The following is a 24,388-nucleotide window of genomic DNA, read 5'->3' as shown; positions in this document are numbered from 1 at the left end:
CTTGTGCCTCCAGCCGCTGCAAAAGCCCCAAAACTTCAAGCAGCATAATTTCGCCTATCGTCTGCGGGCAATGTCGGGGAAAATGTGAAGCTCCAAGCTGCGGATAACGCGCCGTGCATGGTCGGGCTTCCATTTGTCGGGCTTGGCCGCTTGGCCTGCCTGCCATTTGCGGGCAACGGCTTCAAAAGTGTTAGCGGTTTTTGGTCTGCCTGATTTTGCGTTTCTCTTTGCTTGTGTTGTTTGGGGTCAATCCCTTTCACTAGCAGGGCGCGCATTTCTTTCCGCTTGGCTCTCGCTTCTTTCAGGCTTATATCGGGATATGTGCCAAGTCGTATTTCATCGCGCTTTTTATCCTGTGGTCTGTAATAGCGGAAACGCCAGTATTTCCTGCTTTTATCTGCCTGCAAAACCAAGCCGCCGCCGTCTGATATTTGAGTAACCCCGCTTTTTCGGTATTCAGTTTTTTGCATTGGCTATCTGTAAGCGGGGTAATTGGTCTCGGCATTTCACTTCGATTTCGGGTAATTGATACGATTTGCTGCAACCCTTATGGATAAAGGGGGTAGTCTGTTTTGGAGTAACCTGTTTTGATAAATTCAGGCATATTTGCCTATTTTTTAATCAATTTTAGGGATATCCATTAAAAATTACCCCATAGATTACCCCATAAATTGCGAAAACGCTGGAATACTGCTGAATATGCCGGGCAATAAAAAACCCCTGAATTATTGATTTTTCAGGGGTTTTAGGTGTTCCTGCATATTCAGGAAAATAGTGTTTGGTGGAGGCGGGGGGAATTGAACCCCCGTCCGAAAGCCCTCTACAAAGCGTTCTACATACTTAGTCTTGCCTATTTCGAATCTTGCCCCCATTCCGCCGGCAGACGGGCTGTTTGAAGGCCAGTTACCTTAAGTCTTATTTCCTGCCAAGTAACCCGGCAGAAAACCAGCCGATGTCAGATGACGTTGCCGCAGGTGTTACCCTGCACAGCCCATCGGCCGACTGCTGCAACGGCTAGCCTTAAGCGGCTAAAGCGTAAGTTTCGTCGTTTGCGACTATTTTGATTCAGTGTTTTACGGGAATCTGAGACCCCGGTATGCCCGCATCTGCTTCGCAACCCCCGTCGAAACCAAGATCGCCCCCAGATAGGAAAAGCCGATTATACGTAGTTAAGGCATAAATTGCCAGCTCGGCTTAACCTTTTCAGACGGCCTTATCCGTTATAATGACCGTCTGAACAACCATGCAGGCAGTAATTTTATGTATGACGTCAATACGCACGATGTGCGCCGTTTTTTTGCCGGTGTGTGGCGACAGCGTCTGCAGCCCTTGCAGCTCGATTCCTTGCAGCAGAAAGCGTTGCGGATTATTGAGGCGCACCCCGAATACCACCACTATTTAGAAAATATCGATGAGTATCTTGATAAAAACTGGACACCCGCAGAAGGCGAAAGCAACCCGTTTCTGCATATGTCGCTACACCTTTCGCTGCAGGAGCAGGCCGCCATCGACCAGCCGCCCGGTATCCGCGCCATACACGAGCAGTTGTGCGCCAAACACGGCGACTGGGTGCGGGCCGAACACGAAATGGCCGATGCGCTGGCAGAAACGATTTGGGAAGCGCAGCGCTTCGGACGCGGGTTGGACGTTAATGCCTATATAACCCGCTTGCGCAAACTGGCCGGTTTGGGGCAGGAAACCCGGGAGCGCATCAACCCTCACGAAGCAGGCTTGTCGGTCAAAAGCGCAGAACGCGGTTAGAACACGCGGTTGCGCGGTGATGCAGTGATTTCAAAAAAGCTCTTTTAACTGTGCCGGGCAGATTTTCAGACGGCTTGGTATAAAAAAACCGGCGTTGTTTTACTTTTTTGTTTTTGGCTTGGAGGCGTATTTGGGAATTTTTAAGGTGTGGCCGTGTAGTTTTTAACTTATCCAAAAATCACAAAACCATTGAAATACAAAAACCGTTCGGTATAAAGCCCGGCCTTTTCCCACCAAGCCTTTGCAAAACACTTTAGTTCCAACACCATTGCTTGCTTCGCAAGCCCGCTGCGCCCCACGCGCGGAAGGTGTTCGGATAAAACACTGCAGTATTGTTTAAACAAAAGTTTAAGTGATAAATATTTGAATTTTTCCCGTGCAGGAATGGCAGTAGATAAACTTCTTGTGATGTTTTTTTGAATTTTTGCAAAGACCGCAGCTTCACAATGATGCCTTTTCCCGCTTGATTATCTGTACTATTGCGGTCATATCGACCACACCGCTATTGATGACAACCGGGCCCTCTGAAAACATCGGCGCTGCCCGTGTTTCAGACGGCCTGCTTATTCTTTGTTTTCTATGCTTTATTTTTTATTTATCGCTTATTTTTAAGAAAGAACTTCATGACCGCCATTTTGATTATTCTGGGTTTGATTGCTTTGCTTGCCGGCCTACTCGGCACGATTTATCCGGCCATTCCCGGTCTTGGGCTGATGTTTGCCGGCGCGTGGCTGTTGGCTTATGCCGATGGTTATCAAACCATAGGCAGCAATACGCTGGTTTTTCTCGGTATCGTTGCCGCTTTAGGCATGGCCACCGATTATTTGGCGGGTATGTTGGGGGCTAAATTTACCGGTGCCAGCAAAACCGCCATTTGGGGCGCGCTGATCGGCGGCATTGCCGGGGCGTTTTTCTCGCTGCCCGGTTTGCTGCTCGGCCCTTTAATCGGCGCGGGCGCAGGCGAATTTTGGGCGCGCAGGGATTTATGGTCGGCAGGAAAAGTGGGCTTGGGCACATTTGCCGGCTTTATCGTAGGCGTCATTGCCAAAGTGGGCTGCGCACTCGCCATCGTGCTGACATTGGTTGTGGTGGGCATAGCCGGCCTTTTCCAATAAACGCCCGGCAGATATCAAAACAGGCTGGTTCGGCCTGTTTTTTTGCTGTATGGCAGATAAACGGCACCACCCTGCCCTGTTGCGCCACAGTTGTTAAAGCATGGCCGACAAGGCCGCGGCACGGGCAATATGATGCCCCTACGGTGTAGCAGCGGCTTAGAGGCCGTCTGAAATATCTGATAGTGAATCCGCTTCATTTCCGTTACGGCAAGGCCGTATCATTTTTATTTTGACCAGCTGTTGATTCACCGCCCCCCCGTTCGGGTTGAGGCCATAGAAAGAAACTTTTTGTGATGTTTTCGAATCGTGTAAAACACCGGCTTGGAAAGCAGGAATATGCCGGAAAAAAACGGCCTGCATCGCAACAGGCCGTTTTTGCGCGAAATGCAACGCGTCAGATCAGTTTCACCGTGCCGTGCATCATGCCGTAGTGGCCCGGGAACGTGCAGTAAAACTCGTATTGGCTGCCTTCGGCGAATTTGGAGGTATCAACCGTAACCGAGGTTTCTTCACCGCCGCCGATAAGCGGGGTGTAGGCAATCACACGCTCATCTCCTTCTTTCACGAAATTTTTCTCGGCAGTCGCGCCCGCGCCGTCACTTACTACGCCCTGCGCGTCTTCGGCTTTGGAAATCACAATATTGTGCCCCATTGCCGCTTTGGGCATGGTACCGGTATGTTTCAACACAATCTTGAATTCTTTGCAGGATTTTTTGATTTCCAGCTCTTGTTTGTCGAATTTCATTTGGTCATCGGAGCTTACCACCACTTCGCAGCCCTCTGCCGGAGCGGCTTGCGCGCTGTCGGCGGCAGATGCGGCCGGTGCGGCTTCGGATGCAGGCTCAGCCATCTCCGGCGCCGGTGCTTCGGAGGCAGCCGCCGGCTGTTCGGCCGGTGCGGCAGCTTCCTGCCCTCCACAAGCGCTTAAGGCAAAAGCCGCAGCAGAAATCAAAGCTAAATAGATTTTCATAAAACAACTCCTTTTCGGGTTAAAAAATGCAGACGGATTATCTGCGGTTTTTTGTTCAACGGTGTTTGACCTATGTCAGCTTCCATCGATATTCCATACCGTTTATTTTGCCCTGCTTGCATAAGCATTATCTGCGGCATAAAATGACGGTGCGTTATACAAATCATTGTTTTAACAAAATTAACGTAGTTCACTATGAACAAGAAAATTTTTGCTGCTGCCGTTTTTGCCGCGTTGTCTGCCCCGGTTTTTGCCGACCCCGGCTTCTATATTCAGGGTGATGCCGGTGTCAGCAGGTTAAAAGCCAAAGACAACGAGGGTTTTTCAACCTCTAAAAGCGGTTTCAGTCCGCGCATTACCGTTGGCTACGATTTCGGCAACAACTGGCGCGGCGGTGTAGATTACACGCACTATACATCTATCAAATACAATTACACAAGACCCGGCGTTTCTGAAAACGGCAAAGCCAAATTTCAAAGCATCGGTGTTTCAGCCCTCTACGACTTCCCTGTCAGCGAAAAAGTCAAACCTTATCTGGGAGCGCGTGCCGGCATCAACCACTTCTCGGATAAATACGCCTATTCCAGCGCCGCCAGCAGCCTTTACCGCTCGAAAAAAGAAACCAAAACCGGCGTGGGCGTTTTGGCCGGCGTGGGTGTGAATGTAACCGACAATATTGCTTTAGATGCGGGCTACCGCTACAACTATTGGGGCAAATACGAATCTTCCACAAAAGTCCACACCAACGAATTTTCTGCCGGTGTCCGCGTGAAATTCTAAACACGCCGCCCCCACCGGGCCGTCTGAAAAGGGTTCTGCGCAACAGAGCCCTTTTTTTTGTCGACCCAATCCACTGAAATAGCGGGCGGGCTGCAAAGCAGCTTGCCTTGACTGTCTGAAATCTCCAATCTCCGCACATTCATCCAAGTAGGAATTTTAGTGGAAATTTGGGCAAAAATTCGAAAAATACCGGCCAAAATTTTATGCCGCCATTGCCGCGCCGGAGCGCAAACCGGTAAGCCAACGGTAGCTGCCCACGGAAACAGGCGCCATCCAGCCGCTGCATTATGGTAAGGGTGGCCGCAAACAAGAGCCGGTGCCATGATGTTAAGCGGGCCGGCTGTGCGGCTTGATTTCAGCGGCCGGACGGGGTTGAAAAAATATTTGAAATTAAATCAAACCTCAGCCTGCCGGGAAAGGAAATAACGATAATGGAATGTTTCAAACGGCCCCAGTAAGTTTTGCAGGATATTCAGGCCGTCTGAACGGGTGTGATTGCCAACCCGCATTCATTTCCGGCACCAGGCGGCAGATAGGGCGGTTTATCAAACCGTTCTCTTTGGGCGGGAGTGCAAGCAGCGCCGTAACGGAAATGAAGCGGGCTTACCGTCAAACAAAGCATCTGCCGGTTAAACGGCGATTTTTTCCAGTACAAAATCAATATCTTTATCTCCTCGCCCCGACAGATTCACCAACAGGCGTTTGCTGCTGTCAAGCTCTGCGGCACGGCGCAGCGCATAGGCAACGGCGTGCGAAGATTCCAATGCGGGAATAATGCCTTCTTCGCGCGACAAAGCCATAAAGGCATCCAAACATTCGGCATCGGTGGCAGTTTCATAGCGCGCGCGGCCGCTGTCTTTCAGATGGCAGTGCTGCGGGCCGACACCGGGGTAATCCAGCCCCGAAGCGATGGAATGTACGGCGGCGGGGGTGCCGTCTGCATCTTGCAGATAGTAGCAGTTGAAACCGTGCAGGCTGCCGAATTTACCCAGGGTCAAGGTAGCGGCGTGGCGGCCGGGCTTGTCCAAACCCTCGCCGGCCGGCTCCACGCCCACCAGTGCAACCTGTTGGTCGTCAATAAAGGCGTTGAACAAACCCAGCGCGTTTGAGCCGCCGCCGACGCAGGCAACCACTTCGTCCGGCAAACCTCCGTAGGCCGTCTGAAACTGCGCGCGCGCTTCATGGCCGACAAGGGATTGGAAATAGGCCACCATTTCGGGATAGGGTGCGGGCCCGACCACCGAGCCGATGGCAAACATGCTTTCGCCAAGCTGGCCCATATAGGATGCGAATGCGCTGTCCACCGCTTCTTTCAATGTGCCCGCGCCCGCCGACACCGGCACGATTTCCGCACCCAAAATCTTCATGCGCGAAACATTGGGGTGTTCTTTGGCAATATCGACCACGCCCATGTGGATTTCACACGCCAGCCCCATCAGCGCGGCGGCGGTGGCCAAAGCCACGCCGTGCTGCCCCGCACCGGTTTCGGCAATCACTTTTTTCTTGCCCAGCTTTTTCGCCAGCAATACCTCGCCGATGCAGTGGTTGATTTTGTGCGCACCGGTGTGGTTGAGGTCTTCGCGCTTCAGATAAATCTGCGCACCGCGCCGCGACAATGTACGCGCATGGTAAATGGGGCTTGGGCGGCCGACATAAGTGGCCTGCAGCCTTCGCATTTCGCTGATAAAGCCGGCATCTTGAATGATGTTGCGGAAGCCCGCTTCAATTTCAGCCAAGGCTCCGGCCAATTCGGGATGGCCGGTTTTGCCGCCGTGTTTGCCGAACAAACCGTTTTCATCGGGTAACACCAAAGGATTTAATTTTTCATTTTCCATACCGGATACTCCCTCAATACATTCAATTCAAAACAACCAGTTCAAAACAGCAGGCGCAGCAGGCTTTGCAGGCTTTCAGACGGCCTGCACCTGCGGGCTAACCCAAAAACAGTTTGTAGGCCGCATTGTGGGTTTCGTCTTCATAAGCATAATCCAAACCGTTGAGAAAATCGGCAAACGCCCGCGTATCCTGCGGCGGCACGTCCACCCCCACCAACACGCGGCCGTAATCGGCTCCGTGGTTGCGGTAGTGAAACAGGGTGATGTTCCAATCGGACTGCATACGGGTTAAAAAACGCGCCAGCGCGCCCGGCCGCTCGGGAAACTCAAAACTGACCACACGCTCGTTCGCCACTTTGTGGGTGCGCCCGCCGACCATATAGCGGGTGTGGATTTTCGCCACTTCATTGTCGGTGAGATCGGTGTTGGGCAGGCCCGCAGCGGTAAGATCCGCGCTGATTTTGGCCAAATCCTGCACGCCTGCGGTTTGAATGCCCACAAAAATGTGCGCGGTTTCTTCATCGCCGTAGCGGTAATTGAATTCGGTGATGTTCCTATTGCCCAACACATTGATAAATTTTCGGAAACTGCCCGGCTTCTCGGGGATTGACACCGCAAAAATGCCTTCGTTGCCTTCGCCCAGCTCGCTGCGCTCCGACACATGGCGCAGGCGGTGGAAATTGATATTGGCGCCGCTGGTTACCGCCACCAGCGTTTCGCCTTCGGTGCCCCCTCGGCCGACATAGGCTTTCAATCCCGCCAAAGCCAATGCCCCGGCAGGCTCCATCATGCTGCGGGTGTCGTCAAAAATATCTTTGATGGCACTGCAAACGGCATCGGTATCTACCGTGATGATTTCATCGAGCAGGTCGCGGCAGATGCGGAAGGTTTCTTCGCCCACCAGCTTCACAGCGGTGCCGTCTGAAAACAAGCCTACATCTTTGAGCTCCACCCGCCTGCCTTCGGCAATCGATGCCTTCATGCAGCACGAATCATGAGTCTGCACCCCGATGACTTTGATTTTCGGACAAACCTGCTTGATAAACGCCGCCACGCCCGCAGCCAGGCCGCCGCCGCCGACAGGCACAAAAATGGCATGGATGTTTTCAGACGTTTGACGCAGAATTTCCATGCCGACCGTTCCCTGCCCCGCAATCACATCAGGGTCGTCAAACGGCGCGATATAAGCGAGCCCCTCTTTTTCGGCCAGCTTCACGGCATAATCATAGGCATCGTTATACGACACCCCTTTGAGCACCACTTCGCCCCCCCGGTTTTTCACCGCATCGATTTTGATTTGCGGCGTGGTTTCCGGCATCACAATCACCGCACGGCAGCCCAAACGCTGCGCCGACAATGCCACGCCCTGCGCATGATTGCCCGCGCTGGCCGCAATGATGCCGCGCGAGAGCGCCTCTTTCGGCAGTTTGGCCATTTTATTGTAGGCTCCTCGGATTTTAAACGAAAACACAGGCTGCAAATCTTCACGCTTGAGCAGAATATTGTTGCCGGAGCGGCGCGACAACCCGCGCGCCTGCTCCAGCGGCGTTTCCACCGCCACATCATACACGGCGGCAGTAAGGATACGGATGAGATAATCAGAATAAGACAGGGTGTTCATGCGGTTTGGCTTCAAATGGGAAATCATGCGCCCGCAGCGGCAGAAAAGCCGGCCCGGGCAAAGGCAAAACCATACCCCGCAGGCCGTCTGAAAGCAAGAAAAATCTGAAGCGGAACTTAGCAAAACCAACATTAACGGGTATAATGCCCGCTCTGCAAAAACCGACCGCCATTCATGCACGGCCCGGTGCAAACCAATCCCACTGAGGCCGTCTGAAACTGGCAGACGGCTTCATTTTTCACTACTGAATTCCTTTTTTATCGTGAAGAAACCATTGCAAATGATGAAGAAAACCCTACTCGGCCTGTCGGCCGCCGCCTTGATTGCCGGCCAGGCCGCCGCCGCACCCCAAGCCGCCTCCGCCGAAGCTTCTGCACACATAACCGCCGCAGCCGCGCTGCCTGCCGTCTCAGCCGTGGCCGCGCCCGAAATCGCCGCTTCCGCCTATTTGGTGAAAGACCTGCAAAGCGGCCAAATACTCGCGGGCAAAAACATCAACACCCAAGTGGAGCCTGCCTCGCTCACCAAGCTGATGACCGCCTACCTCACCTTCAAAGCGCTCGACAACGGCACCCTGAAACCCGACCAGATGCTTACCGTGTCATCTCAAGGCTGGCGCGCCGAAGGCTCGCGTATGTTTCTCGACCCGAAAAAGCCCGCCAGCGTCAGCGATTTGATTAAAGGCCTGATTGTGCAGTCGGGCAACGATGCCGCCATCACGCTGGCCGAAGCCATCGGCGGCAGCGAAGAAGGCTTTGCCGCCATGATGGATGCCGAAGCCAAACGCCTGGGCATGACCCACACCCACTACACCAACAGCACCGGCCTGCCCGGCGACGGCCACTTAACCACCGTAAACGACTTGGCCGTTCTGGCCGGCGCGATTATCCGCGACTTTCCCAAGTATTATCCGATTTATTCAATGAAATCGTTTAAATACAACAATATCGAACAACCCAACCGCAACCTGCTGCTCTACCGCGACTCCAGCATCGACGGTCTCAAAACCGGCCACACCAGCAGCGCAGGCTACAACCTGGTGGCCTCCAGCAAGCGCAACGGCCGCCGCGTGGTTTCGGTAGTGGTGGGCACAGAGAGCACCGAAGCGCGCGCATCTGAAAGCAGCAAACTGCTCAATTGGGTTTTGCAGTCTTACGACACGCCCAAACTCTACGATGCCAACCAAACCATTTCTCAGGTTAAGGTGTACAAAGGCAGCGCCAATGCCGTGGGCGTGGGCTTTTTAAATGCCGCCTACGTTACCATTCCCCACGGCGAAGGCCAAAACATCAAACCCGTGCTCGAAACCGTGCAGCCGGTGCTTGCGCCGATTCAAAAAGGCCAAGTGCTGGGCAAACTCAGAATCATGAACGGCAGCACCATTTTGGCCGAAAAAAATGTGGTGGCGCTCAACGCGGTTGATGAAGCGGGCTGGTTCGGCCGCGCCTACGACAGCATCGTGTTGTGGTTTAAGAGCCTGTTTTCCGATGAATAAAGATTCCGAACACGCTTGCAAAAATACACACAGGCCGTCTGAAAACCACTTTCAGACGGCCTGATGCTTCGGCCAAACCCCAAAACACCGCAGAAGGTTTACTGCCCTTATGCGCATGACGGTATTTAAAATATCGAAAAGGCCGTGTTTACACCCGCCATGCCGCACGGCTGTTGGTTTTTTTGCCGGAAACGATGGCTGCGTGATTTTGCCTATACTCAAAAACCATGCAGCTCCACCGTGCTTTCGGGCATTCTCAGCAACCCTCAGCCATTTCCAAACGGGCTTTCAGGCAAAAGCATAGCGGGTCTTTTCAGACGGCCTGAAGGTATTTTTGCAAAGCCCCGGCCTGGTTCAGGCGAATTTCCCTTTAAAACGTTTTACCCATCTCGACAAACAAACGGTTTTTGCGGTAGCCGTAATATACATCGTTGCTCGAAATGCCGTTGTGGCCGAACGTAATGCGCGGAGTGATACCGGCAAAATGAACAGCGCGGTGCCACAGGCTCACCGAAGCATTCCACTCTTTATCGCGGCGGTTTTCCTGACGGCTGAACAGGCTCGGTGTGTAATAAATACGCTTGGCCGCGCCCACCTGCACACGGCTCGACAGGCCGCCTTTCCATTCCTGCCCCCACACGGCGCGCAGGCCGAAGCGGTTGAAATCATCGGAGCGGTCGTCGCGGTTGCGTTCGCGGTAGAAATCCTGCCCCAACAGCCAATATTGCCGCGCGTTGCGGTGGAACACCAGCGAAGCGCTGGCCAAGCGGTGTTGGATGTCGGCATTCTGCCGCTGCTGGTTGTTCAGACCGCCGGTTTCCAAAGCAGCGAGGCTTTGCAGGTTCGGCCGCCACCAGCGGTTCCAATAAAGGCGCACGCCGTTGGTGTAGCTGTAGGCATCGTTGCCGTAGAAGCGGCGTTCGTGAAACACGGCGGCACCCGCATCGTTGCGCTGGCCGGCACGCCCCAAGCCTGCCGAAAGCCGCGCGGTGGCATCATTATATTGCGAATAAGAGCGGTAAACCTTGCCCCACACATCCGCACCCGCTTTGGCATAAAAGCCGTTTTTCAGCGACTGCTTCTTTTCCGCCCCTGCCTGATAGGTGAGGCCGGCGGCATCGATGGGCGGGTTGAAACGCCAGCCGATAAAGCAGTCGTTTTCCGGCTCGTTGATTCTTTGGCGGTATTGCCTGCATTCCTCGCCTTCAAGCTGTCTGCCCAAACGCTGCTGCCGCGGCGCTTGGTTGATATTCTGCTCGCGGGCAATGTTTACCCCCGCATAAAGCTGCCACGAATCGCGTTTGCGCAACGCCTCGCGGTAAGCCTCGATACGCTGCACCACTGCTTCGGGCAACTGCTCGGTTTTCAGGCGGTCAAACTGATCGGCAGCGGCTTCGTTCTGCTGGTCTTCAAACAGCGCCTGCGCAAGCTGGAGACGGATAACGGGCGAATCGGGCTGCGCCGCAATCAGAATGCGGTAGAGTTTCACCGCTTCGGCCGCCCGCCCCTCGTGTTGCAGCACCAGCGCACGGCCGAACATAGCCGACTCTTTATCGTGCTGCGGCCATTTTTCATAAATCGGCAGCAACACTTTGATGCCGGCAACATTCATGGTTACCACGGCGGAATACATTGCCCGCGACAGTAATTCCGTATCGGCCAGCAACACGGTTTCATCCACTTCCAACACCCTGCCCCCGCTGCTTTGCGCATCGGGCACATCCGGCTCAGCCGTGCGTTCAGACGGCTCTGCGGCGTGGATGGTCAGTTCCGGCTCGGGTTTGGGTTGCGGCAGCGGCGGCGCGGCAGCAGGCTTGGGCGCATCGGCGCGGGCGTGTGCCAATGCGCCGGCCAGAGCCAAAAAACATAAAACTTTTTTCATCAAACTATCGTCATTAAAGTTCACTTACAAAATCTGAACGATTTTAACACAAAGTATCCGCAAAACCAGCACCGCCGCCCGAGCGGCCATACACGCGCTTTTACGGTAAAATAAGCCCGTTTGCCGCCTCAAGGCCGTCTGAAAACATACCGAACTTATGACCGACACCACTTCCTTTGCCAACCGCTTGGGCAAAAACATCAAACATTATCTGAAATGGGCACGGCGCAACGGCATCGAAGCGTGGCGTATGTATGACCGCGATATTCCGCAGTTTCCCTTTGCCGTTGATATTTACGGCGACCAAATCCATTTGCAGGAATACGACACCGGCCGGCTGATGCAGCCCGAAGCATACGAAGCCTGGCTTGCCGGCGTGTTCGATGCCGTTGCGTTTGTAACCGGCTTTGCACCCGCACACATTCACTTCAAACGCCGCGAACGCCAAAAAGGCTTGCAGCAATACCAAAAAACCGGCAGAGAAGGCGGCGGCTTCATCATCAGTGAAAACGGCCGGCGGTTTTGGGTGAATCTCGACAAATATCTCGATACCGGCCTGTTTCTCGACCACCGCAACACCCGCAGAAAAGTGGGCGAAACCGCCGGAGGCAAACGCTTTCTCAATCTGTTTGCCTATACCGGCAGCTTCAGCGTTTATGCCGCCACCGGCGGTGCCGCATACAGCGAAACCGTGGATTTGTCGAACACCTATCTCGATTGGGCCAAACGCAATTTCGAGCTCAACAGCATCGATGCCCGGCAGCACCGCATCGTGCGCGCCGATGTGTTCCAATACCTCAAAACCGCCCGCGCAGAAGGCAAAACATTCGATTTGATCGTGATGGATCCGCCCAGCTTTTCCAACAGCAAAAAAATGCCCGCCACCCTCGATATCCAGCGCGACCACCCCCAACTGATCGATGATGCCATGAAACTGCTCGCTTCAGACGGCCTGATGTATTTTTCAAACAACCTGCGCAGCTTCACATTAAGCGGCAGCACAACAGAGCGCTATCTGGTAAAAGACATTTCCAAACAATCCGTTCCCGAAGACTTCCGTAACAAAAAAATCCACCAGTGTTGGGAAATCCGCCACCGGCCGTCTGAAAAAACGCCATCATGAAAACCACACTCCTTATCCTGCTCGCGCTGCCTCTTGGCGGCTGTTTCTACGCCGAAACCCCATACGGGCGCGCGGCGGCATTCGATTTGCCGCTGCACAGCCAAACCACCGTCAATAAAAACATCACCATCAACGCCCCGCCCGGCAGCACGGTGATTTATCAGGAAGCCCAACCCGTGATGCCCGCCTATCCGCGCTACCGCCGCTATTGAAGCAGGAAAACATACGGGCAGGGTTTTATCACACTTTTTATAACAACAGCTTACAGACAAAAGATTTTCCCAAAAGGCTTTTCAAGCCCGCACAGGCCGTCTGAAAAAGCTTTTGCCCTTTCAGACGGCCGCCAAAACTTTCGGGCAGGCCGCAAACGGCCTTTCAAAACCCAAATAGGCCGGGACCTTTGCAAAACTCATTCTGGCCGCCTGAAAGATTCCACTACCGTCATTCCCGCGCAGGCGGGAAACCGTTCGTTTTTTGTCAGCTATCGAAATAAAATAATTGATGGTTTTAAGGCCGGATTCCCGCCTGTGCGGGAGCGGAGAGGCTTACGGCATTGAGGATATTTTTGCAAAGGCCTCAGGCCGTCTGAAAAAAGTTTGTGCCTTTTCAGACGGCCTTCAAAACTTTCGGGCAGGCCGGTAAAACAGCAGTTACCGCTGCGCAGACAACGCCGTTAAACCGCACTCGAGCTTTCCGGCAACGGCAAAAACTGTAGCCAACCACACTTTTTATTTTTGTCTCAAAACCCGTTTTAAGGCTTTTGAGGATTGGCAAGAATGCCGGAAAGCACGGCGAAGCCACGTTGTTTTTGAGAGCGCCCGGAAATAGCGCAACAGTTATTCAGCAAAAAACAAAACTACCCGGCATGAAAAGCGGCAAACAACCCCAGCATACGAACACCCCGCCCCAACCTTTTAAAAGGCCTTTTCAGACGGCCTTTCATGCCGCCCGCAGCCATCAAGTGCTGCTATCGCTCCAACATTTTTTTCAATCGCAACTTCAGCTATAATAGCGCGCTGCCATTTTCTTACCCCTTCCCTGAATCACAATGCAACTCACCGCCGTCGGCCTCAACCACCAAACCGCTCCCCTGAGCATACGCGAAAAGCTGGCCTTTGCCGCTGCCGGCCTGCCCGATGCCCTGCGTGCGCTGGCCGCCGGCCCGGCCGTGAAAGAAGCAGTGATTCTTTCCACCTGCAACCGCACCGAGCTTTACTGCGTAGGCGATGCCGAACACATTATCCGCTGGCTGGCCGATTACCACCGTCTCGATATCGAAGAAATCCGCCCCTATCTCTACACCCTCGGCTGCAGCGACACCATACGCCACGCTTTCCGCGTGGCCTGCGGCTTAGATTCCATGGTGTTGGGCGAGCCGCAGATTCTCGGACAAATCAAAGATGCCGTGCGGGTGGCGCAAGAGCAGCAAACAATGGACACCTGGCTCAACGCCCTGTTTCAAAAAACCTTTGCCGTTGCCAAAGAAGTTCGCACCGGCACGGCGGTGGGCGAAAACTCGGTTTCGATGGCTGCCGCATCGGTTAAGATGACCGAACAGATTTTTCCATCGGTGGGCGACTTAAACGTTTTGTTTATCGGCGCGGGCGAAATGATCGAACTGGTCGCCACCTACTTTGCCGCCAAAACCCCGCGCCTGATTACCGTGGCCAACCGAACCCTGCCCCGTGCGCAGGAATTATGCGAAAAACTGGGCGTCAATGCCGAACCACGCCTGCTGGCCGAACTGCCCGAAATCCTGCACGAATACGATGTTGTGGTGTCTTCCACCGCCAGCCAGCTTCCCATTGTCGGCAAAGGCATGGTGGAACGCGCGCTCAAACAACGCCACCATATGCCTGTGTTTATGCTTGATTTGGCCGTGCCGCGCGACATCGAAGCCGAAGTAGAAGATTTAAACGATGTTTATCTCTACAGCGTTGACGATATTGCCAATATCGTCCAAACCGGCCGGCAGGCGCGCCAAAAAGCCGCAGCCGAAGCCGAAATGATGGTCGAGCAGAAAGTGGCCGAATTTGTCGAATGGCAGCGCAGCCGCCAAAGCGTGCCGCTGATCCGCGCCCTGCGCGATGAAGGGGAACGTGCCCGCCGCCAAGTGCTCGAAAACGCCATGAAACAGCTTGCCAAAGGCAGCACGCCCGAGGAAGTGCTGGAGCGTTTGTCGGTGCAGCTCACCAACAAACTGCTGCACTCGCCCACCCGCACCTTAAACAAAGCCGGCACGCAAAATCAAAACCTGGTCGATGCCGTGGCACAGATTTACGATTTGGAACATCCCGGCAACGGTTAGCCCTGCCGTTTTGCCGGCGCACTATCCGAAACTTTTACAAGAGCCACAGCATCCCCCACCAAAAAAACCAAAAACGAGTGCCGTTATTTTGCCCAGGCGGAAATAACGGCATCTGGCTTTTCAGACGGCCTTACGGGGTGTTTCTGCAAATCTCCGCCCATCATTACAACAGGCCTAAAACTTCAGGCCGTCTGAAAACAGCCTTTCAGACGGCCTTGAATCGGATTACTATATTTTCGCGATAAATCAGAATATATCCCGGTTTTACCGATACGGCTTTTACTTCTTAATTATTTTCTTCAGGCGTTTTTTCAGGTGTTTTTTGATCCGCCTGCACCATGTCATTAAATTCCTGAACGAATTGGTTTACATTGCCGGCAACCGTAACGATGCGGGAGCGGATATGTCTCTTGGCACCCGTAAAGTAATTCTTGCCGCTTTCCCCTTCGTTATAGATTTTCTTAACAAAAACCGGATCAGAATCTTGATTGGTTACGATATTCGATTTCCATTTTCCCGAGGAATCCCCCAACACTGAAGGCAGATTGGCTTGCCTGCACGATTTTCGCCCGAATCTTGTAATATCCCCTGCCGTTCGGGGTAAAAATATCGGCCTTGTGCAAAGCCGTTTGCAGGTTTTGGCCAACCAGTTTCTCGATGCCTACCGCAGTTGCCTGCCGTGCAACTCTTTCATTCACTTCCACTTCGACCGCATAATCCTGCGGCACTAAAGGTTGTGCATTGGGATTGGTTTTACCCAACAAGGCATGATCCGCATCCAAAGTTAAAGTCTCACAGCCGATTATCATCAATGCCGACAGTGCCAAAGCAAAAATCGAACAGATTTTCCACAACGATATAAAAATTAACAAAATTTAATTTTTTACCTTACTTTTGAAATGTAATCCATCCCTTTCGGGTATAGTTACCCGGGTTGTCGGCAAACCGCAGTCAAACCGCCGCATCCGAACGCTCGCCCGTGCGGATTCGGATGGCCTCTTCCACCGGCAGCACAAAAATCTTGCCATCGCCGATTTTGCCCGAGCGCGCGGTTTCTACAATGGTTTCGACCGCACGCTCCACATCGGCATCGGCCAACACCAATTCCAGCTTCACTTTGGGCAGAAAGTCCACCGCATACTCGGCACCACGGTAGATTTCAGTGTGGCCTTTCTGGCGGCCGAAACCCTTCACTTCGGTTACGGTCATGCCGGTGATGCCGATTTCAGTAAGGGCTTCGCGCACGTCGTCGAGTTTGAACGGCTTGATAACGGCTTCAATTTTTTTCATGGCTACCCGCTTGCTTTCAAAGGTTTTCAGACGGCCTGTTTTTAGCATAAACACCGATATTCTTCAATCAGCCCGTGCAGCTTTTTAATAGGCCATCTGAAACGGAAATACCCGAGCAGCCCACCCTGCTTTCGCGTACAATTACGACTTTCCAACCGCTATCCGAGAGCCTCGTTATGTCCGTTGTTTTGCCCCTGCGCGGCGCACCCGCCCTGTCTGATTTCCGTGTTGAAAAACTGTTGCAGAAAGCACGTGCCGTCGGCCTGCCCGAGGTGCGTTTGAGCAGCGAATTTTGGTATTTCGTGGGCAGCGGAGCCGCCTTGGATAATGAATCCTTAGAAAAACTGCAGGCTCTTTTGGCCGCCGAACGTGTCGAACACACACCCGAAGCGGCAAACGGCCTGCATTTGTTTTTAATCGTCCCGCGCATCGGTACCATTTCGCCGTGGGCTTCCAAAGCCACCGACATCGCACACAACTGCGGTCTCTCTGAAATCGAGCGCATCGAGCGCGGCACGGCCTTTTGGCTCGAGGGCAGCCTGGACCACGAACAACGGCAACAATGGGCGGCGCTGCTGCACGACCGCATGACCGAAAGCGTACTGCCTGATTTTCAGACGGCCGACCGGCTCTTCGCCCACCCCGAAGCGCAAACCTTCGGCAGCATAAACATTCTTGCCGAAGGAAAAACAGCTTTAATCTGCGCCAACAGCGGGCTGGGGCTGGCGCTCTCACCGGACGAAATCGACTATCTTTTGGAAAACTATCAGGCTTTGCAGCGCAACCCCAGCGATGTAGAGCTGATGATGTTCGCACAGGCCAACAGCGAACATTGCCGCCATAAAATCTTCAATGCCGACTTTATCTTAAACGGCGAAAAACAGCCGAAATCGCTGTTTGACATGATACGCGACACCCACAACGCCCACCCTGAAGGCACGGTGGTGGCTTATAAAGACAACGCCTCCATCATCGAAGGCGCGAAAATCGAGCGTTTCTACCCCGATGCCGCCAAAAACCAAGGCTACCGCTTTCATGAGGAAGACACCCACATCATCATGAAAGTGGAAACCCACAACCATCCCACCGCCATCGCTCCGTTTGCGGGCGCGGCAACCGGTTCCGGCGGAGAAATCCGCGATGAGGGCGCCACCGGCAAAGGCGCGCGCCCGAAAGCAGGTTTAACCGGCTTTTCAGTGTCCAACCTCAACCTGCCCGATGCGCTGCAGCCGTGGGAGCAGCCCTACGGCAAACCCGGCCACACCGCTTCCGCGCTCGACATCATGATCGAAGGCCCCATCGGCGGGGCGGCATTCAACAACGAATTCGGCCGCCCCAACCTGTTGGGCTATTTCCGTACTTTCGAGCAGGCGCACGAAGGCCGGGTGCGCGGCTACCACAAGCCGATTATGATTGCCGGCGGCCTGGGCAATATTCAGGCGCAGCAAACCTATAAAGACCGCATTCCCGAAGGCGCGCTCTTAATCCAGCTCGGCGGGCCGGGCATGTTGATCGGGCTCGGGGGCGGCGCGGCTTCTTCGATGGACACCGGCAGCAATGCCGCCGATTTGGACTTCAATTCCGTGCAGCGCGGCAACCCCGAAATCGAACGGCGTGCGCAGGAAGTGATTGACCGCTGCTGGCAGCTTGGCAGCGGCAACCCGATTATCGCCATTCACGATGTGGGCGCGGGCGGCCTCTCAAACGCTTTCCCCGAGCTGGTGAACGATGCCGGCCGCGGCGCGGTGTTCAAACTGCGCGATGTGCCGCTGGAAGAACACGGCTTAAGCCCGATGCAGATTTGGTGCAACGAAGCGCAGGAGCGTTATGTGCTCTCGATTCTGCCCGAACACCTCGATTTATTCCGCCGAATCTGCGAGCGCGAACGCTGCCCGTTTGCCGTGGTCGGCACTGCCACGAATGACGGCCGTTTGCAGGTGCACGATGATTTATACGGCAACTATCCGGTTGATCTGCCGCTAAACGTGTTGCTCGGCAAGCCGCCGAAAACCACCCGCAGCGACCACACCGTGAAGCCGTCTGAAAAACCGTTCGACACATCGGGCATCGATTTGAAAGAAGCCGCCTACCGCATATTGAGCCTGCCCACTGTGGCCGCCAAAAACTTTTTGATTACCATCGGCGACCGCTCGGTCGGCGGCCTGACCCACCGCGACCAAATGGTCGGCCGTTACCAAACCCCCGTGGCCGATGCTGCGGTTACCATGATGGGCTTCAACACCCACAAAGGCGAAGCCATGGCAATGGGCGAGAAACCCGCCGTGGCGCTGTTTGACGCGCCTGCTTCTGGCCGCATGGCCATCGGTGAAACCCTCACCAACCTGGCCGCCGTAAATATCGGCGGCATCGGCAACATCAAGCTCTCGGCCAACTGGATGGCCGCCTGCGGTAACGCGGGCGAAGACGAAAAACTCTACCGCACCGTTGAAGCCGTGTCGCAAGCCTGCCAAGAATTGGGCATCAGCATTCCGGTGGGCAAAGATTCACTTTCCATGAAAACCGTGTGGCAGGAAAACGGCGAACAAAAAGCCGTGGTTTCACCGCTCAGCCTGATTATCACCGGATTCGCACCGGTGCAGGACGTGCGCAAAACCGTTACCCCCGAATTGAAAAACATGGAAGACAGCGTGTTGCTGCTGGTTGATTTGGGTTTTGGCAAGACACGCATGGGCGGCTCGGCTTTAAGCCAGGTGTATAACCGCTTGGGCGGCGAAGCACCCGATATCGAAACCGGCCGTCTGAAAGCGTTTTATGAAGTAATTCAGCAATTGGTGGCCGAAAACAAACTCTTGGCCTACCACGACCGCAGTGATGGCGGCCTGTTTGCCGCACTGGCGGAAATGGCGTTTGCGGCGCGTTGCGGCTTAGATATCCGACTGGACGGGCTGCTTAGCGGTGAAAACCCACAAAGCACCGTTATCCCTGCACTCTTTAACGAAGAGCTGGGCGCCGTATTGCAAATCCGCACAGCCGATGCGCAACACATTGCCGATCTGCTTGAAAAATCAGGCTTGGCAGCAGGCTTAATCGGCCAACCCGCATTCGGTTCAGACGGCCTCAGCATCCGTTTGAATAACGAAACGGTATTTAACGAAAGCCGTCTGAAACTGCAGCAAGCCTGGCAGCAAACCTCCCACCAAATCCAACGCCTGCGCGACAACCCAGAATGCGCCGACAGCGAATTCGCCCTGCTTGCCGACAACCAACGCAGCGCGCTGTTTGCCGACCTGAAATTCGACCTGAAAGAAGACCTCGCCGCGCCGTTTATCAACTCGGGTGCCAAACCCAAAATCGCTGTATTGCGCGAACAGGGCGTAAACGGCCAGATGGAAATGGCCGCCGCCTTCACCCGCGCCGGATTCGATGCGTATGACGTGCATATGTCCGACCTGATGGCCGGCCGCGTCAAACTGGCCGACTTCAACATGCTCGCCGCCTGCGGCGGCTTCAGCTACGGCGATGTGCTGGGCGCGGGCGAAGGCTGGGCGAAATCGATTCTGTTCCACCCCGGGCTGCGCGAACAGTTTGCCGCCTTCTTTGCCGACCCCGACACCCTCACTTTGGGCGTGTGCAACGGCTGCCAGATGGTCAGCAATCTGGCCGAAATCATTCCCGGCACACAAGGCTGGCCGAAATTCAAGCGTAATGCAAGCGAACAGTTTGAGGCGCGTTTGAGCATGGTTCGGGTGCCAAAATCGCCCTCGCTGATTTTGGCCGAAATGCAAGGCTCGACCCTGCCCGTGGTGGTGAGCCACGGCGAAGGCCGCGCCGACTTCAGCCACTTGGGTAGCTCCGTCGTTTCAGACGGCCTCGACATCGCGCTGCAATATATCGATGGTTTGGGCGAAATCACCCAAACCTATCCGCTCAACCCCAACGGCTCGCCGCAAGGCATCGCCGGCGTGAGCAGCACCGATGGCCGCATCACCATTATGATGCCGCACCCCGAGCGCGTGTACCGCACCGCGCAAATGAGCTGGCACCCCGAGTCATGGGCAAACAGCGAACTTTCCGGCTGGTACCGCCTGTTTGCCGGCGCACGCAAAGCATTAGGCTAATGTGCCCGGCTTAACTGCAAAAAATAGTTTATTGAGGCATCAATGCCATTGGTATATTCCAACCAAGCCATGCCCTGCTTTTGCAGGGCATTTTTCTGTTTGGTATTGTTAATTTATATTGTTAATCCGTAACGGGTTTTGTCGTATTCCGTTTGGTTTTTCAAAATGTAGAAAGCGATGGTTACCAGCTTTCGCATAATTGCAACAATAGATGAGTTTCGGCGGTTTTTTCCCGGCTTTCAGACGGCCGATAAAGGCGGGAAAGGCGTTCATGCGGTAGGCGGCCGATGCGGGCATGTATAGGGCTGCCCTTAAGTCGGACTTGCCTACCTTTGAAATCCGTTCTTTGCCGTTTACGCTTGTTCCCGGCTGATGCCGTTTTGGACCCAAACCGAAATAGGCGGCCAGTTGGGCAGCGGTATCAAAGCGTGATGTTATGGTCGAGAGCAAAACGGCGGCGGTGTTTTCGCCTATGCCCGTTATGGTTTTCAGGCGTTGGCGGTTTTCGCTGTATCGCGGGTTTGATGAATAGAACGCCTGCAAATCTGCCTTTACCTCTTGTATTTGGCTTGTCAGATTCTCAATCGTTTTATGTATATGGCCTTGAAGATAGCCGGGGGCTGTTTGCCGCTTGTTTTGTTCGGCTTAGGCCGAATGGCAAACAGCCCGGTTCATCCAATATTAGAAGATCATACCAGCTCAGTTGCCCTGCCATTTTGTCTTCCAAACTGTCACGGTCTTTCTCTAAATGGCTCATCCAATCAATACATTGAAGTACCTCACCCTGAATCCTTTCGAAGCTGCCTGAATGTCTATAGCCGCAGCCAATGTTTGGCCTATTGCTTGGCTGCACTGGAGGGCTTGGCCTGCTGCTATCATGCGGCGGGCATTTTCGGCGGCTTCTCGGACTTTAGCTAGGCTGATAGTAGGATAAACGCCGATTGCAAGCGTTTTTCTCTTGCGGTCTATCGCATAATCAAGCCGCCAGTATTTGCCGTCATTGGGTTTGACAAGCAAATAAAGGCTACGCCCGTCTGCCAGCTTATAGGGCTTCTCGGCGGGCTTAGCATCCTTGATTTGGCAGTCGTTTAACGGCATTTTTACGGTACTTTTTTAGCGGTATTTTTCAGATATCGTAAAAGATACTGTAAATTTTTGGTTTATTCAATTAGACAGGATTACACGAGGTTAGACAATTAAAGCCGTCTGAAAACATCGGTAATCAGCCTGAAAACCCCGCCATGCTTGCATCTTGGTTTATGGGGTTAGATGGCAATAGACATAAAAAAAACAGCCCGCAAATCATGCTGTTTTCTTTTGATGGTGCTAACGTCGTGCACTATCCGTTGTTTGAACGGTTCGTCGTTTCTCAATGTACCGGGTTTGCGTTTGAGCAGCGGCAAATGTTGATGTTGGACTGTTTGGCGATTTTTCGGATGGGTACGCCTTGATGAAACAGACATTGAACCTTGATAATAGTTTCTATGTTAATCATTCCCAGGAAAACTCCGCAAAAGCGGAGAGTTTATCAATCATCGGGGTGGTGCACTTTTAGATGCACATTCCCCAATTCCCTGGTCCAGTTTTACATGCCTATTGACACGCCACCCTTGTCCGGCGCGGTATTTGATGACAAAAGCGGGATAACCCGCCTGCGCGATGCGCCGTGCCAGCGGCAGCCCTTCGTGCAGCGTGGCCCACGTACTGAAAACCGCCGCCGGGCGCAATCAACGTAAAAGGTGCGCCGGGTTTGCCGGGGTAGAAAAACAACCCGGTATGCGCTTTGGCCGGATCGGCGGCACGCTCCTACGGGGAATATAGCTCGTAAAACACGGTTTGGCCCTGCGCTGCGCGCTGCTGCAAATCGTTGAGCGCATCGAGTATGTCGGCTGTATTCACCGCGCTGTGGTACGGCGTCAGCCGCCCGATCTGCGACACGGGCAAGGCCTGATCGGCGGCTCTACCGTCCCACGGCAGCAAGCGCACGGCAAAGGGTGCAAATGCCGGTGCAGCCAGCAAGTCGCCAACAGTGTGCGCACTGCAAACGGCGCGGCGTATGCACTGCTAGCCAGTAGCGCAGCAGAAACCATCATGCTTTTCATGAAGACAAGGCGCGGTTGCATGGATTTTTCTTTGGTGATGTGGATGGCAGGCCGGTTTTTTTTATTGATCCAGGCCTTTTCCCTTCAACCAATCGGCCATCAAATCGGCCAATCGGGCATTGTTTTCTCACCCATTAAAAAAGGGGCTGAAGTAGCTTAGCCCTAAATACCACACCAATCCCGCAAGATTTTCAACTGCTAGTTGGTGTGCCAAAGTTAAAACGAAACCCGCATTCTTTCAAGAATAGGGGAAAAGACTTTCAGTCGATTCCGTTGTATTTGCGCAGCACACGCTTGGCCTGATTCCAAAAATTCCCAATGCCGCTGATGTGGTTTTGCCTCTAGGCAAATGTCTTGCCGTGGTTAATCCTATGGTGGTGAAAACCGCCGACATCCGGGACATCATCGCTGCTTAAACTTTCGGTATACACCACACTGCCCGGCATGATTTTCTTCGCAATAACAGGCAACAAACTCTCTTTTTTGGCGTTATCCACGACCACGGTATAAACCTTGCCGCCATGTTTGAGGATACCGAAAACCACCACTTTGCCTGCGGCTCCTGTGCCGCATTTTCCTTTGCGCTTACCGCCGGAGCAGCTCTCATCTGACTTTACGGAACCTTCAAAAACCTGATCGGCCTCCAAGGCCGAATGACGGCTGATGACGAGGCGGATTTTGCGGTAAAAGAGTATGGCGGTGTTGGGCCGGATACCCAAGACATCGGCAGCCGAACGGGCGGTAACTTCCGGCACAAAATATCCGAGTAGTGTCTTCTGTGATTTTTTGCTTAATTTACAGTTTGTTATCTTCGTTTTAGCAGCTTGTCATGACTGCTAATCTACGTCAGCCCCTTAAAAAATGCGAATTGCCGGTGATGCCGATTTAGGGCAGGTGCACCAGCTCGGCATCGCCGCCGTGGCGGTTGACGGCGGCCACAAACTGTTTGGCCATCGCCAGCTCGGTGCCCCATTTGTCTTCGCCCACATTATCCGAACCCAATTTGATGTGGTCGCCGTAATACAGCACGATAGGGATGCGGGTGAGTTTTTGGAAATCTTCAAGCGGCACGCCGATAGCGGTGGCGCTCAAAGCGGGGAAACTCGCCTGCACAATCTGCGGCATCTCGTTCTCGGGGAACACAAACGGCGTGCCGCCCGGCTCCCATGCCCCAATGGCTTTCACCTTGTTCAAGCGCATCGCCGCGCGCCAGCCAATGTTGCCGCCCATCGAATGCGTTACCAGTACCGCGCCGCCGGTTTTATCGGCCAACTGCGCCAGCACATCGGCGTTCAAATCATTGTCCAGCGGCCCCGAACCCACCGACCAGCTTTGCTGGAATGCCTGATAAGCGGCATCGCCTGCGGGAAACTGCGCGTTGGCAACAGGGCGGCCGTCTGCATCAAAATGCCCGATGCGTGAGAGGATATAAAACGTTTTATCGTGATACATCGGATTGCTGACCCACGGCGTATCGGGGGCGACCGCCCGGATGGAAAGATTCGCTTCGCCGCTGCGCGGCTGGTCGAGCAGATACACGCTGTAGTCCTTGCGCAGAAACAGATTTTGGAAACCATCGCGCTCGTCTGCCGTGCTTTCCCAAGTGCGTTTGGACTGCGCCCCGCCGTGCTGGAACACCAGCGGCAGGCGCTTGGCATTGACCGGCGTTTGGTAGAACACATAAGCAAAATCGCCGTAAGCGCGCTGGCCATCGGGCGCCAGAAAGTTTTCCTGCTTGAACGTGCCCGGCGCGGTAACGTAACGCCCGCCCACGGTAAAACTGCCCTACTCCCGCACCGCCAAATGCGGCACATCCGGCGCGGCGCAAGCCACCAACGCCAACACAAGGGCAGACAAAACCGCATAAAATCTCATAAAACATCCTTTATCCGACAACGGCTTAAAAAAATTACCGAAGGCCGTCTGAAAACACGCAACCATTATAGCCCCGACTTTCCTGCCTGATTTAGTAGGAAAAACCCGCATAACGCTGTGAAAAAAATTCAATAATCGGCTGCATGATTCGG

General features: G+C 54.0%; 20 protein-coding genes, 1 other RNA gene and 1 pseudogene. 9 read left to right on the top strand and 13 right to left on the bottom strand.

All coding sequences use genetic code 11. From position 1 onward, the window contains the following. Positions 1 to 35: 35 nt before the first annotated feature. A complete protein-coding gene (locus H7A79_RS03805) occupies positions 36 to 470 on the bottom strand; it encodes an integrase arm-type DNA-binding domain-containing protein (RefSeq protein WP_187001093.1) in 435 nt (144 codons plus the stop codon). A gap of 309 nt (positions 471 to 779) precedes the next feature. Next, positions 780 to 1,143, bottom strand: a transfer-messenger RNA (tmRNA) gene (gene ssrA / locus H7A79_RS03800). Between the two features lie 117 nt (positions 1,144 to 1,260). Here ssrA and H7A79_RS03795 point away from each other — a divergent pair. Together H7A79_RS03795 and H7A79_RS03790 are read left to right on the top strand one after the other, a co-directional pair. Continuing rightward, entirely contained in the window at positions 1,261 to 1,761 is a 501-nt protein-coding gene (locus tag H7A79_RS03795) for a DUF1841 family protein (protein WP_135033879.1), read from the top strand. Positions 1,762 to 2,384: 623 nt separating this feature from the next. Then, positions 2,385 to 2,876, top strand: coding sequence for a DUF456 domain-containing protein (locus tag H7A79_RS03790; RefSeq protein WP_135033877.1), 492 nt, complete (start codon positions 2,385 to 2,387; stop codon positions 2,874 to 2,876). Positions 2,877 to 3,270: 394 nt separating this feature from the next. Here the strand turns inward: H7A79_RS03790 and azu are convergent, their stop codons facing one another. After that, entirely contained in the window at positions 3,271 to 3,846 is a 576-nt protein-coding gene (azu, locus tag H7A79_RS03785; protein WP_187001092.1) for an azurin, read from the bottom strand. A 195-nt stretch (positions 3,847 to 4,041) separates the two neighbouring features. On the opposite strand from azu, the gene H7A79_RS03780 reads away from it, so the two are divergent. Next, positions 4,042 to 4,626 carry an opacity family porin gene (locus tag H7A79_RS03780; protein ID WP_187001091.1) on the top strand — a complete coding sequence of 195 codons (585 nt, stop codon included), beginning with the start codon at positions 4,042 to 4,044 and terminating at the stop codon, positions 4,624 to 4,626. 629 nt (positions 4,627 to 5,255) lie between these two features. Here the strand turns inward: H7A79_RS03780 and trpB are convergent. Further along, positions 5,256 to 6,461 (bottom strand): tryptophan synthase subunit beta, encoded by a 1,206-nt coding sequence (gene trpB / locus H7A79_RS03775; protein WP_187001090.1) that lies wholly within the window; start codon positions 6,459 to 6,461, stop codon positions 5,256 to 5,258. 97 nt (positions 6,462 to 6,558) lie between these two features. Continuing rightward, positions 6,559 to 8,082, bottom strand: a complete 1,524-nt coding sequence (gene ilvA / locus H7A79_RS03770; protein ID WP_187001089.1) for a threonine ammonia-lyase, biosynthetic — start codon at positions 8,080 to 8,082, stop codon at positions 6,559 to 6,561. 283 nt (positions 8,083 to 8,365) lie between these two features. On the opposite strand from ilvA, the gene H7A79_RS03765 reads away from it, so the two are divergent. Further along, on the top strand, positions 8,366 to 9,577 hold the full coding sequence (locus tag H7A79_RS03765) for a D-alanyl-D-alanine carboxypeptidase family protein (protein WP_187001616.1): 1,212 nt from the start codon (positions 8,366 to 8,368) through the stop codon (positions 9,575 to 9,577). A 370-nt stretch (positions 9,578 to 9,947) separates the two neighbouring features. Here H7A79_RS03765 and H7A79_RS03760 read toward each other — a convergent pair whose 3' ends face one another. Further along, the gene (locus H7A79_RS03760) at positions 9,948 to 11,459 is read right to left on the bottom strand and encodes a surface lipoprotein assembly modifier (protein ID WP_187001088.1); all 1,512 of its coding nucleotides are present in this window, start codon (positions 11,457 to 11,459) and stop codon (positions 9,948 to 9,950) included. Positions 11,460 to 11,616: 157 nt separating this feature from the next. Here H7A79_RS03760 and H7A79_RS03755 point away from each other — a divergent pair, with 157 nt between their 5' ends. The 3 genes from H7A79_RS03755 to hemA all read left to right on the top strand — a co-directional run bounded on the left by H7A79_RS03755 (position 11,617) and on the right by hemA (position 14,890). Further along, entirely contained in the window at positions 11,617 to 12,582 is a 966-nt protein-coding gene (locus H7A79_RS03755) for a class I SAM-dependent methyltransferase (RefSeq protein ID WP_187001087.1), read from the top strand. Beyond that, positions 12,579 to 12,794 (top strand): methionine-binding protein, encoded by a 216-nt coding sequence (locus tag H7A79_RS03750; protein WP_135033871.1) that lies wholly within the window; start codon positions 12,579 to 12,581, stop codon positions 12,792 to 12,794. Before H7A79_RS03755 ends, H7A79_RS03750 begins: the two co-directional genes overlap by 4 nt. 836 nt (positions 12,795 to 13,630) lie before the next feature. Further along, positions 13,631 to 14,890: a glutamyl-tRNA reductase gene (hemA, locus tag H7A79_RS03745; protein ID WP_187001086.1), complete on the top strand. Its 1,260-nt coding sequence runs from the start codon at positions 13,631 to 13,633 to the stop codon at positions 14,888 to 14,890. A 476-nt stretch (positions 14,891 to 15,366) separates the two neighbouring features. On the opposite strand, the gene H7A79_RS03740 is transcribed toward hemA, so the two are convergent. Together H7A79_RS03740 and H7A79_RS03735 are read right to left on the bottom strand one after the other, a co-directional pair. Next, on the bottom strand, positions 15,367 to 15,762 hold the full coding sequence (locus H7A79_RS03740) for a hypothetical protein (RefSeq protein WP_187001085.1): 396 nt from the start codon (positions 15,760 to 15,762) through the stop codon (positions 15,367 to 15,369). Between the two features lie 79 nt (positions 15,763 to 15,841). Next, entirely contained in the window at positions 15,842 to 16,180 is a 339-nt protein-coding gene (locus tag H7A79_RS03735; RefSeq protein ID WP_135033891.1) for a P-II family nitrogen regulator, read from the bottom strand. Between the two features lie 176 nt (positions 16,181 to 16,356). Between H7A79_RS03735 and purL the strand changes: the two genes are divergently transcribed. Continuing rightward, positions 16,357 to 20,259 (top strand): phosphoribosylformylglycinamidine synthase, encoded by a 3,903-nt coding sequence (purL, locus tag H7A79_RS03730; RefSeq protein WP_187001084.1) that lies wholly within the window; start codon positions 16,357 to 16,359, stop codon positions 20,257 to 20,259. A 108-nt stretch (positions 20,260 to 20,367) separates the two neighbouring features. Here the strand turns inward: purL and H7A79_RS03725 are convergent, their stop codons facing one another. The 3 genes from H7A79_RS03725 to H7A79_RS03715 all read right to left on the bottom strand — a co-directional run bounded on the left by H7A79_RS03725 (position 20,368) and on the right by H7A79_RS03715 (position 22,278). Next, a complete protein-coding gene (locus H7A79_RS03725; RefSeq protein ID WP_187001083.1) occupies positions 20,368 to 20,802 on the bottom strand; it encodes a transposase in 435 nt (144 codons plus the stop codon). Between the two features lie 210 nt (positions 20,803 to 21,012). Beyond that, positions 21,013 to 21,357 carry an Arm DNA-binding domain-containing protein gene (locus H7A79_RS03720; RefSeq protein WP_135033866.1) on the bottom strand — a complete coding sequence of 115 codons (345 nt, stop codon included), beginning with the start codon at positions 21,355 to 21,357 and terminating at the stop codon, positions 21,013 to 21,015. A gap of 708 nt (positions 21,358 to 22,065) precedes the next feature. Next, a complete protein-coding gene (locus H7A79_RS03715) occupies positions 22,066 to 22,278 on the bottom strand; it encodes a hypothetical protein (protein ID WP_187001082.1) in 213 nt (70 codons plus the stop codon). A gap of 102 nt (positions 22,279 to 22,380) precedes the next feature. Here H7A79_RS03715 and H7A79_RS03710 point away from each other — a divergent pair, with 102 nt between their 5' ends. Continuing rightward, positions 22,381 to 22,521 (top strand): hypothetical protein, encoded by a 141-nt coding sequence (locus H7A79_RS03710; RefSeq protein WP_187001081.1) that lies wholly within the window; start codon positions 22,381 to 22,383, stop codon positions 22,519 to 22,521. 2 nt (positions 22,522 to 22,523) lie between these two features. Here H7A79_RS03710 and H7A79_RS03705 read toward each other — a convergent pair. Both H7A79_RS03705 and H7A79_RS03700 read right to left on the bottom strand, forming a co-directional pair. Beyond that, positions 22,524 to 23,170 (bottom strand): annotated as a pseudogene (locus H7A79_RS03705) (IS1595 family transposase). A 76-nt stretch (positions 23,171 to 23,246) separates the two neighbouring features. Continuing rightward, positions 23,247 to 24,134, bottom strand: coding sequence for an alpha/beta hydrolase (locus H7A79_RS03700; protein WP_214646409.1), 888 nt, complete (start codon positions 24,132 to 24,134; stop codon positions 23,247 to 23,249). Positions 24,135 to 24,388 lie beyond the last annotated feature (254 nt).

The sequence above is a fragment of the Neisseria musculi genome, from assembly GCF_014297595.2.
GTDB lineage: Bacteria > Pseudomonadota > Gammaproteobacteria > Burkholderiales > Neisseriaceae > Neisseria > Neisseria musculi.
Note: the sequence above shows the minus strand (reverse complement) of the source record. Positions and strands in the feature narration are given on the sequence as shown.

Coding starts and splice junctions, on each gene's coding strand:
- H7A79_RS03750 (WP_135033871.1), top strand. CDS start 12,579: ATGAAAACCACACTCCTTATCCTGCTCGCGCTGCCTCTTGGCGGCTGT.
- H7A79_RS03765 (WP_187001616.1), top strand. CDS start 8,366: ATGAAGAAAACCCTACTCGGCCTGTCGGCCGCCGCCTTGATTGCCGGC.
- trpB (WP_187001090.1), bottom strand. CDS start 6,461: ATGGAAAATGAAAAATTAAATCCTTTGGTGTTACCCGATGAAAACGGT.
- H7A79_RS03710 (WP_187001081.1), top strand. CDS start 22,381: ATGGATTTTTCTTTGGTGATGTGGATGGCAGGCCGGTTTTTTTTATTG.
- ilvA (WP_187001089.1), bottom strand. CDS start 8,082: ATGAACACCCTGTCTTATTCTGATTATCTCATCCGTATCCTTACTGCC.
- H7A79_RS03760 (WP_187001088.1), bottom strand. CDS start 11,459: ATGAAAAAAGTTTTATGTTTTTTGGCTCTGGCCGGCGCATTGGCACAC.
- H7A79_RS03805 (WP_187001093.1), bottom strand. CDS start 470: ATGCAAAAAACTGAATACCGAAAAAGCGGGGTTACTCAAATATCAGAC.
- H7A79_RS03735 (WP_135033891.1), bottom strand. CDS start 16,180: ATGAAAAAAATTGAAGCCGTTATCAAGCCGTTCAAACTCGACGACGTG.
- H7A79_RS03790 (WP_135033877.1), top strand. CDS start 2,385: ATGACCGCCATTTTGATTATTCTGGGTTTGATTGCTTTGCTTGCCGGC.
- H7A79_RS03795 (WP_135033879.1), top strand. CDS start 1,261: ATGTATGACGTCAATACGCACGATGTGCGCCGTTTTTTTGCCGGTGTG.
- hemA (WP_187001086.1), top strand. CDS start 13,631: ATGCAACTCACCGCCGTCGGCCTCAACCACCAAACCGCTCCCCTGAGC.
- H7A79_RS03780 (WP_187001091.1), top strand. CDS start 4,042: ATGAACAAGAAAATTTTTGCTGCTGCCGTTTTTGCCGCGTTGTCTGCC.
- purL (WP_187001084.1), top strand. CDS start 16,357: ATGTCCGTTGTTTTGCCCCTGCGCGGCGCACCCGCCCTGTCTGATTTC.
- azu (WP_187001092.1), bottom strand. CDS start 3,846: ATGAAAATCTATTTAGCTTTGATTTCTGCTGCGGCTTTTGCCTTAAGC.
- H7A79_RS03720 (WP_135033866.1), bottom strand. CDS start 21,357: ATGCCGTTAAACGACTGCCAAATCAAGGATGCTAAGCCCGCCGAGAAG.
- H7A79_RS03755 (WP_187001087.1), top strand. CDS start 11,617: ATGACCGACACCACTTCCTTTGCCAACCGCTTGGGCAAAAACATCAAA.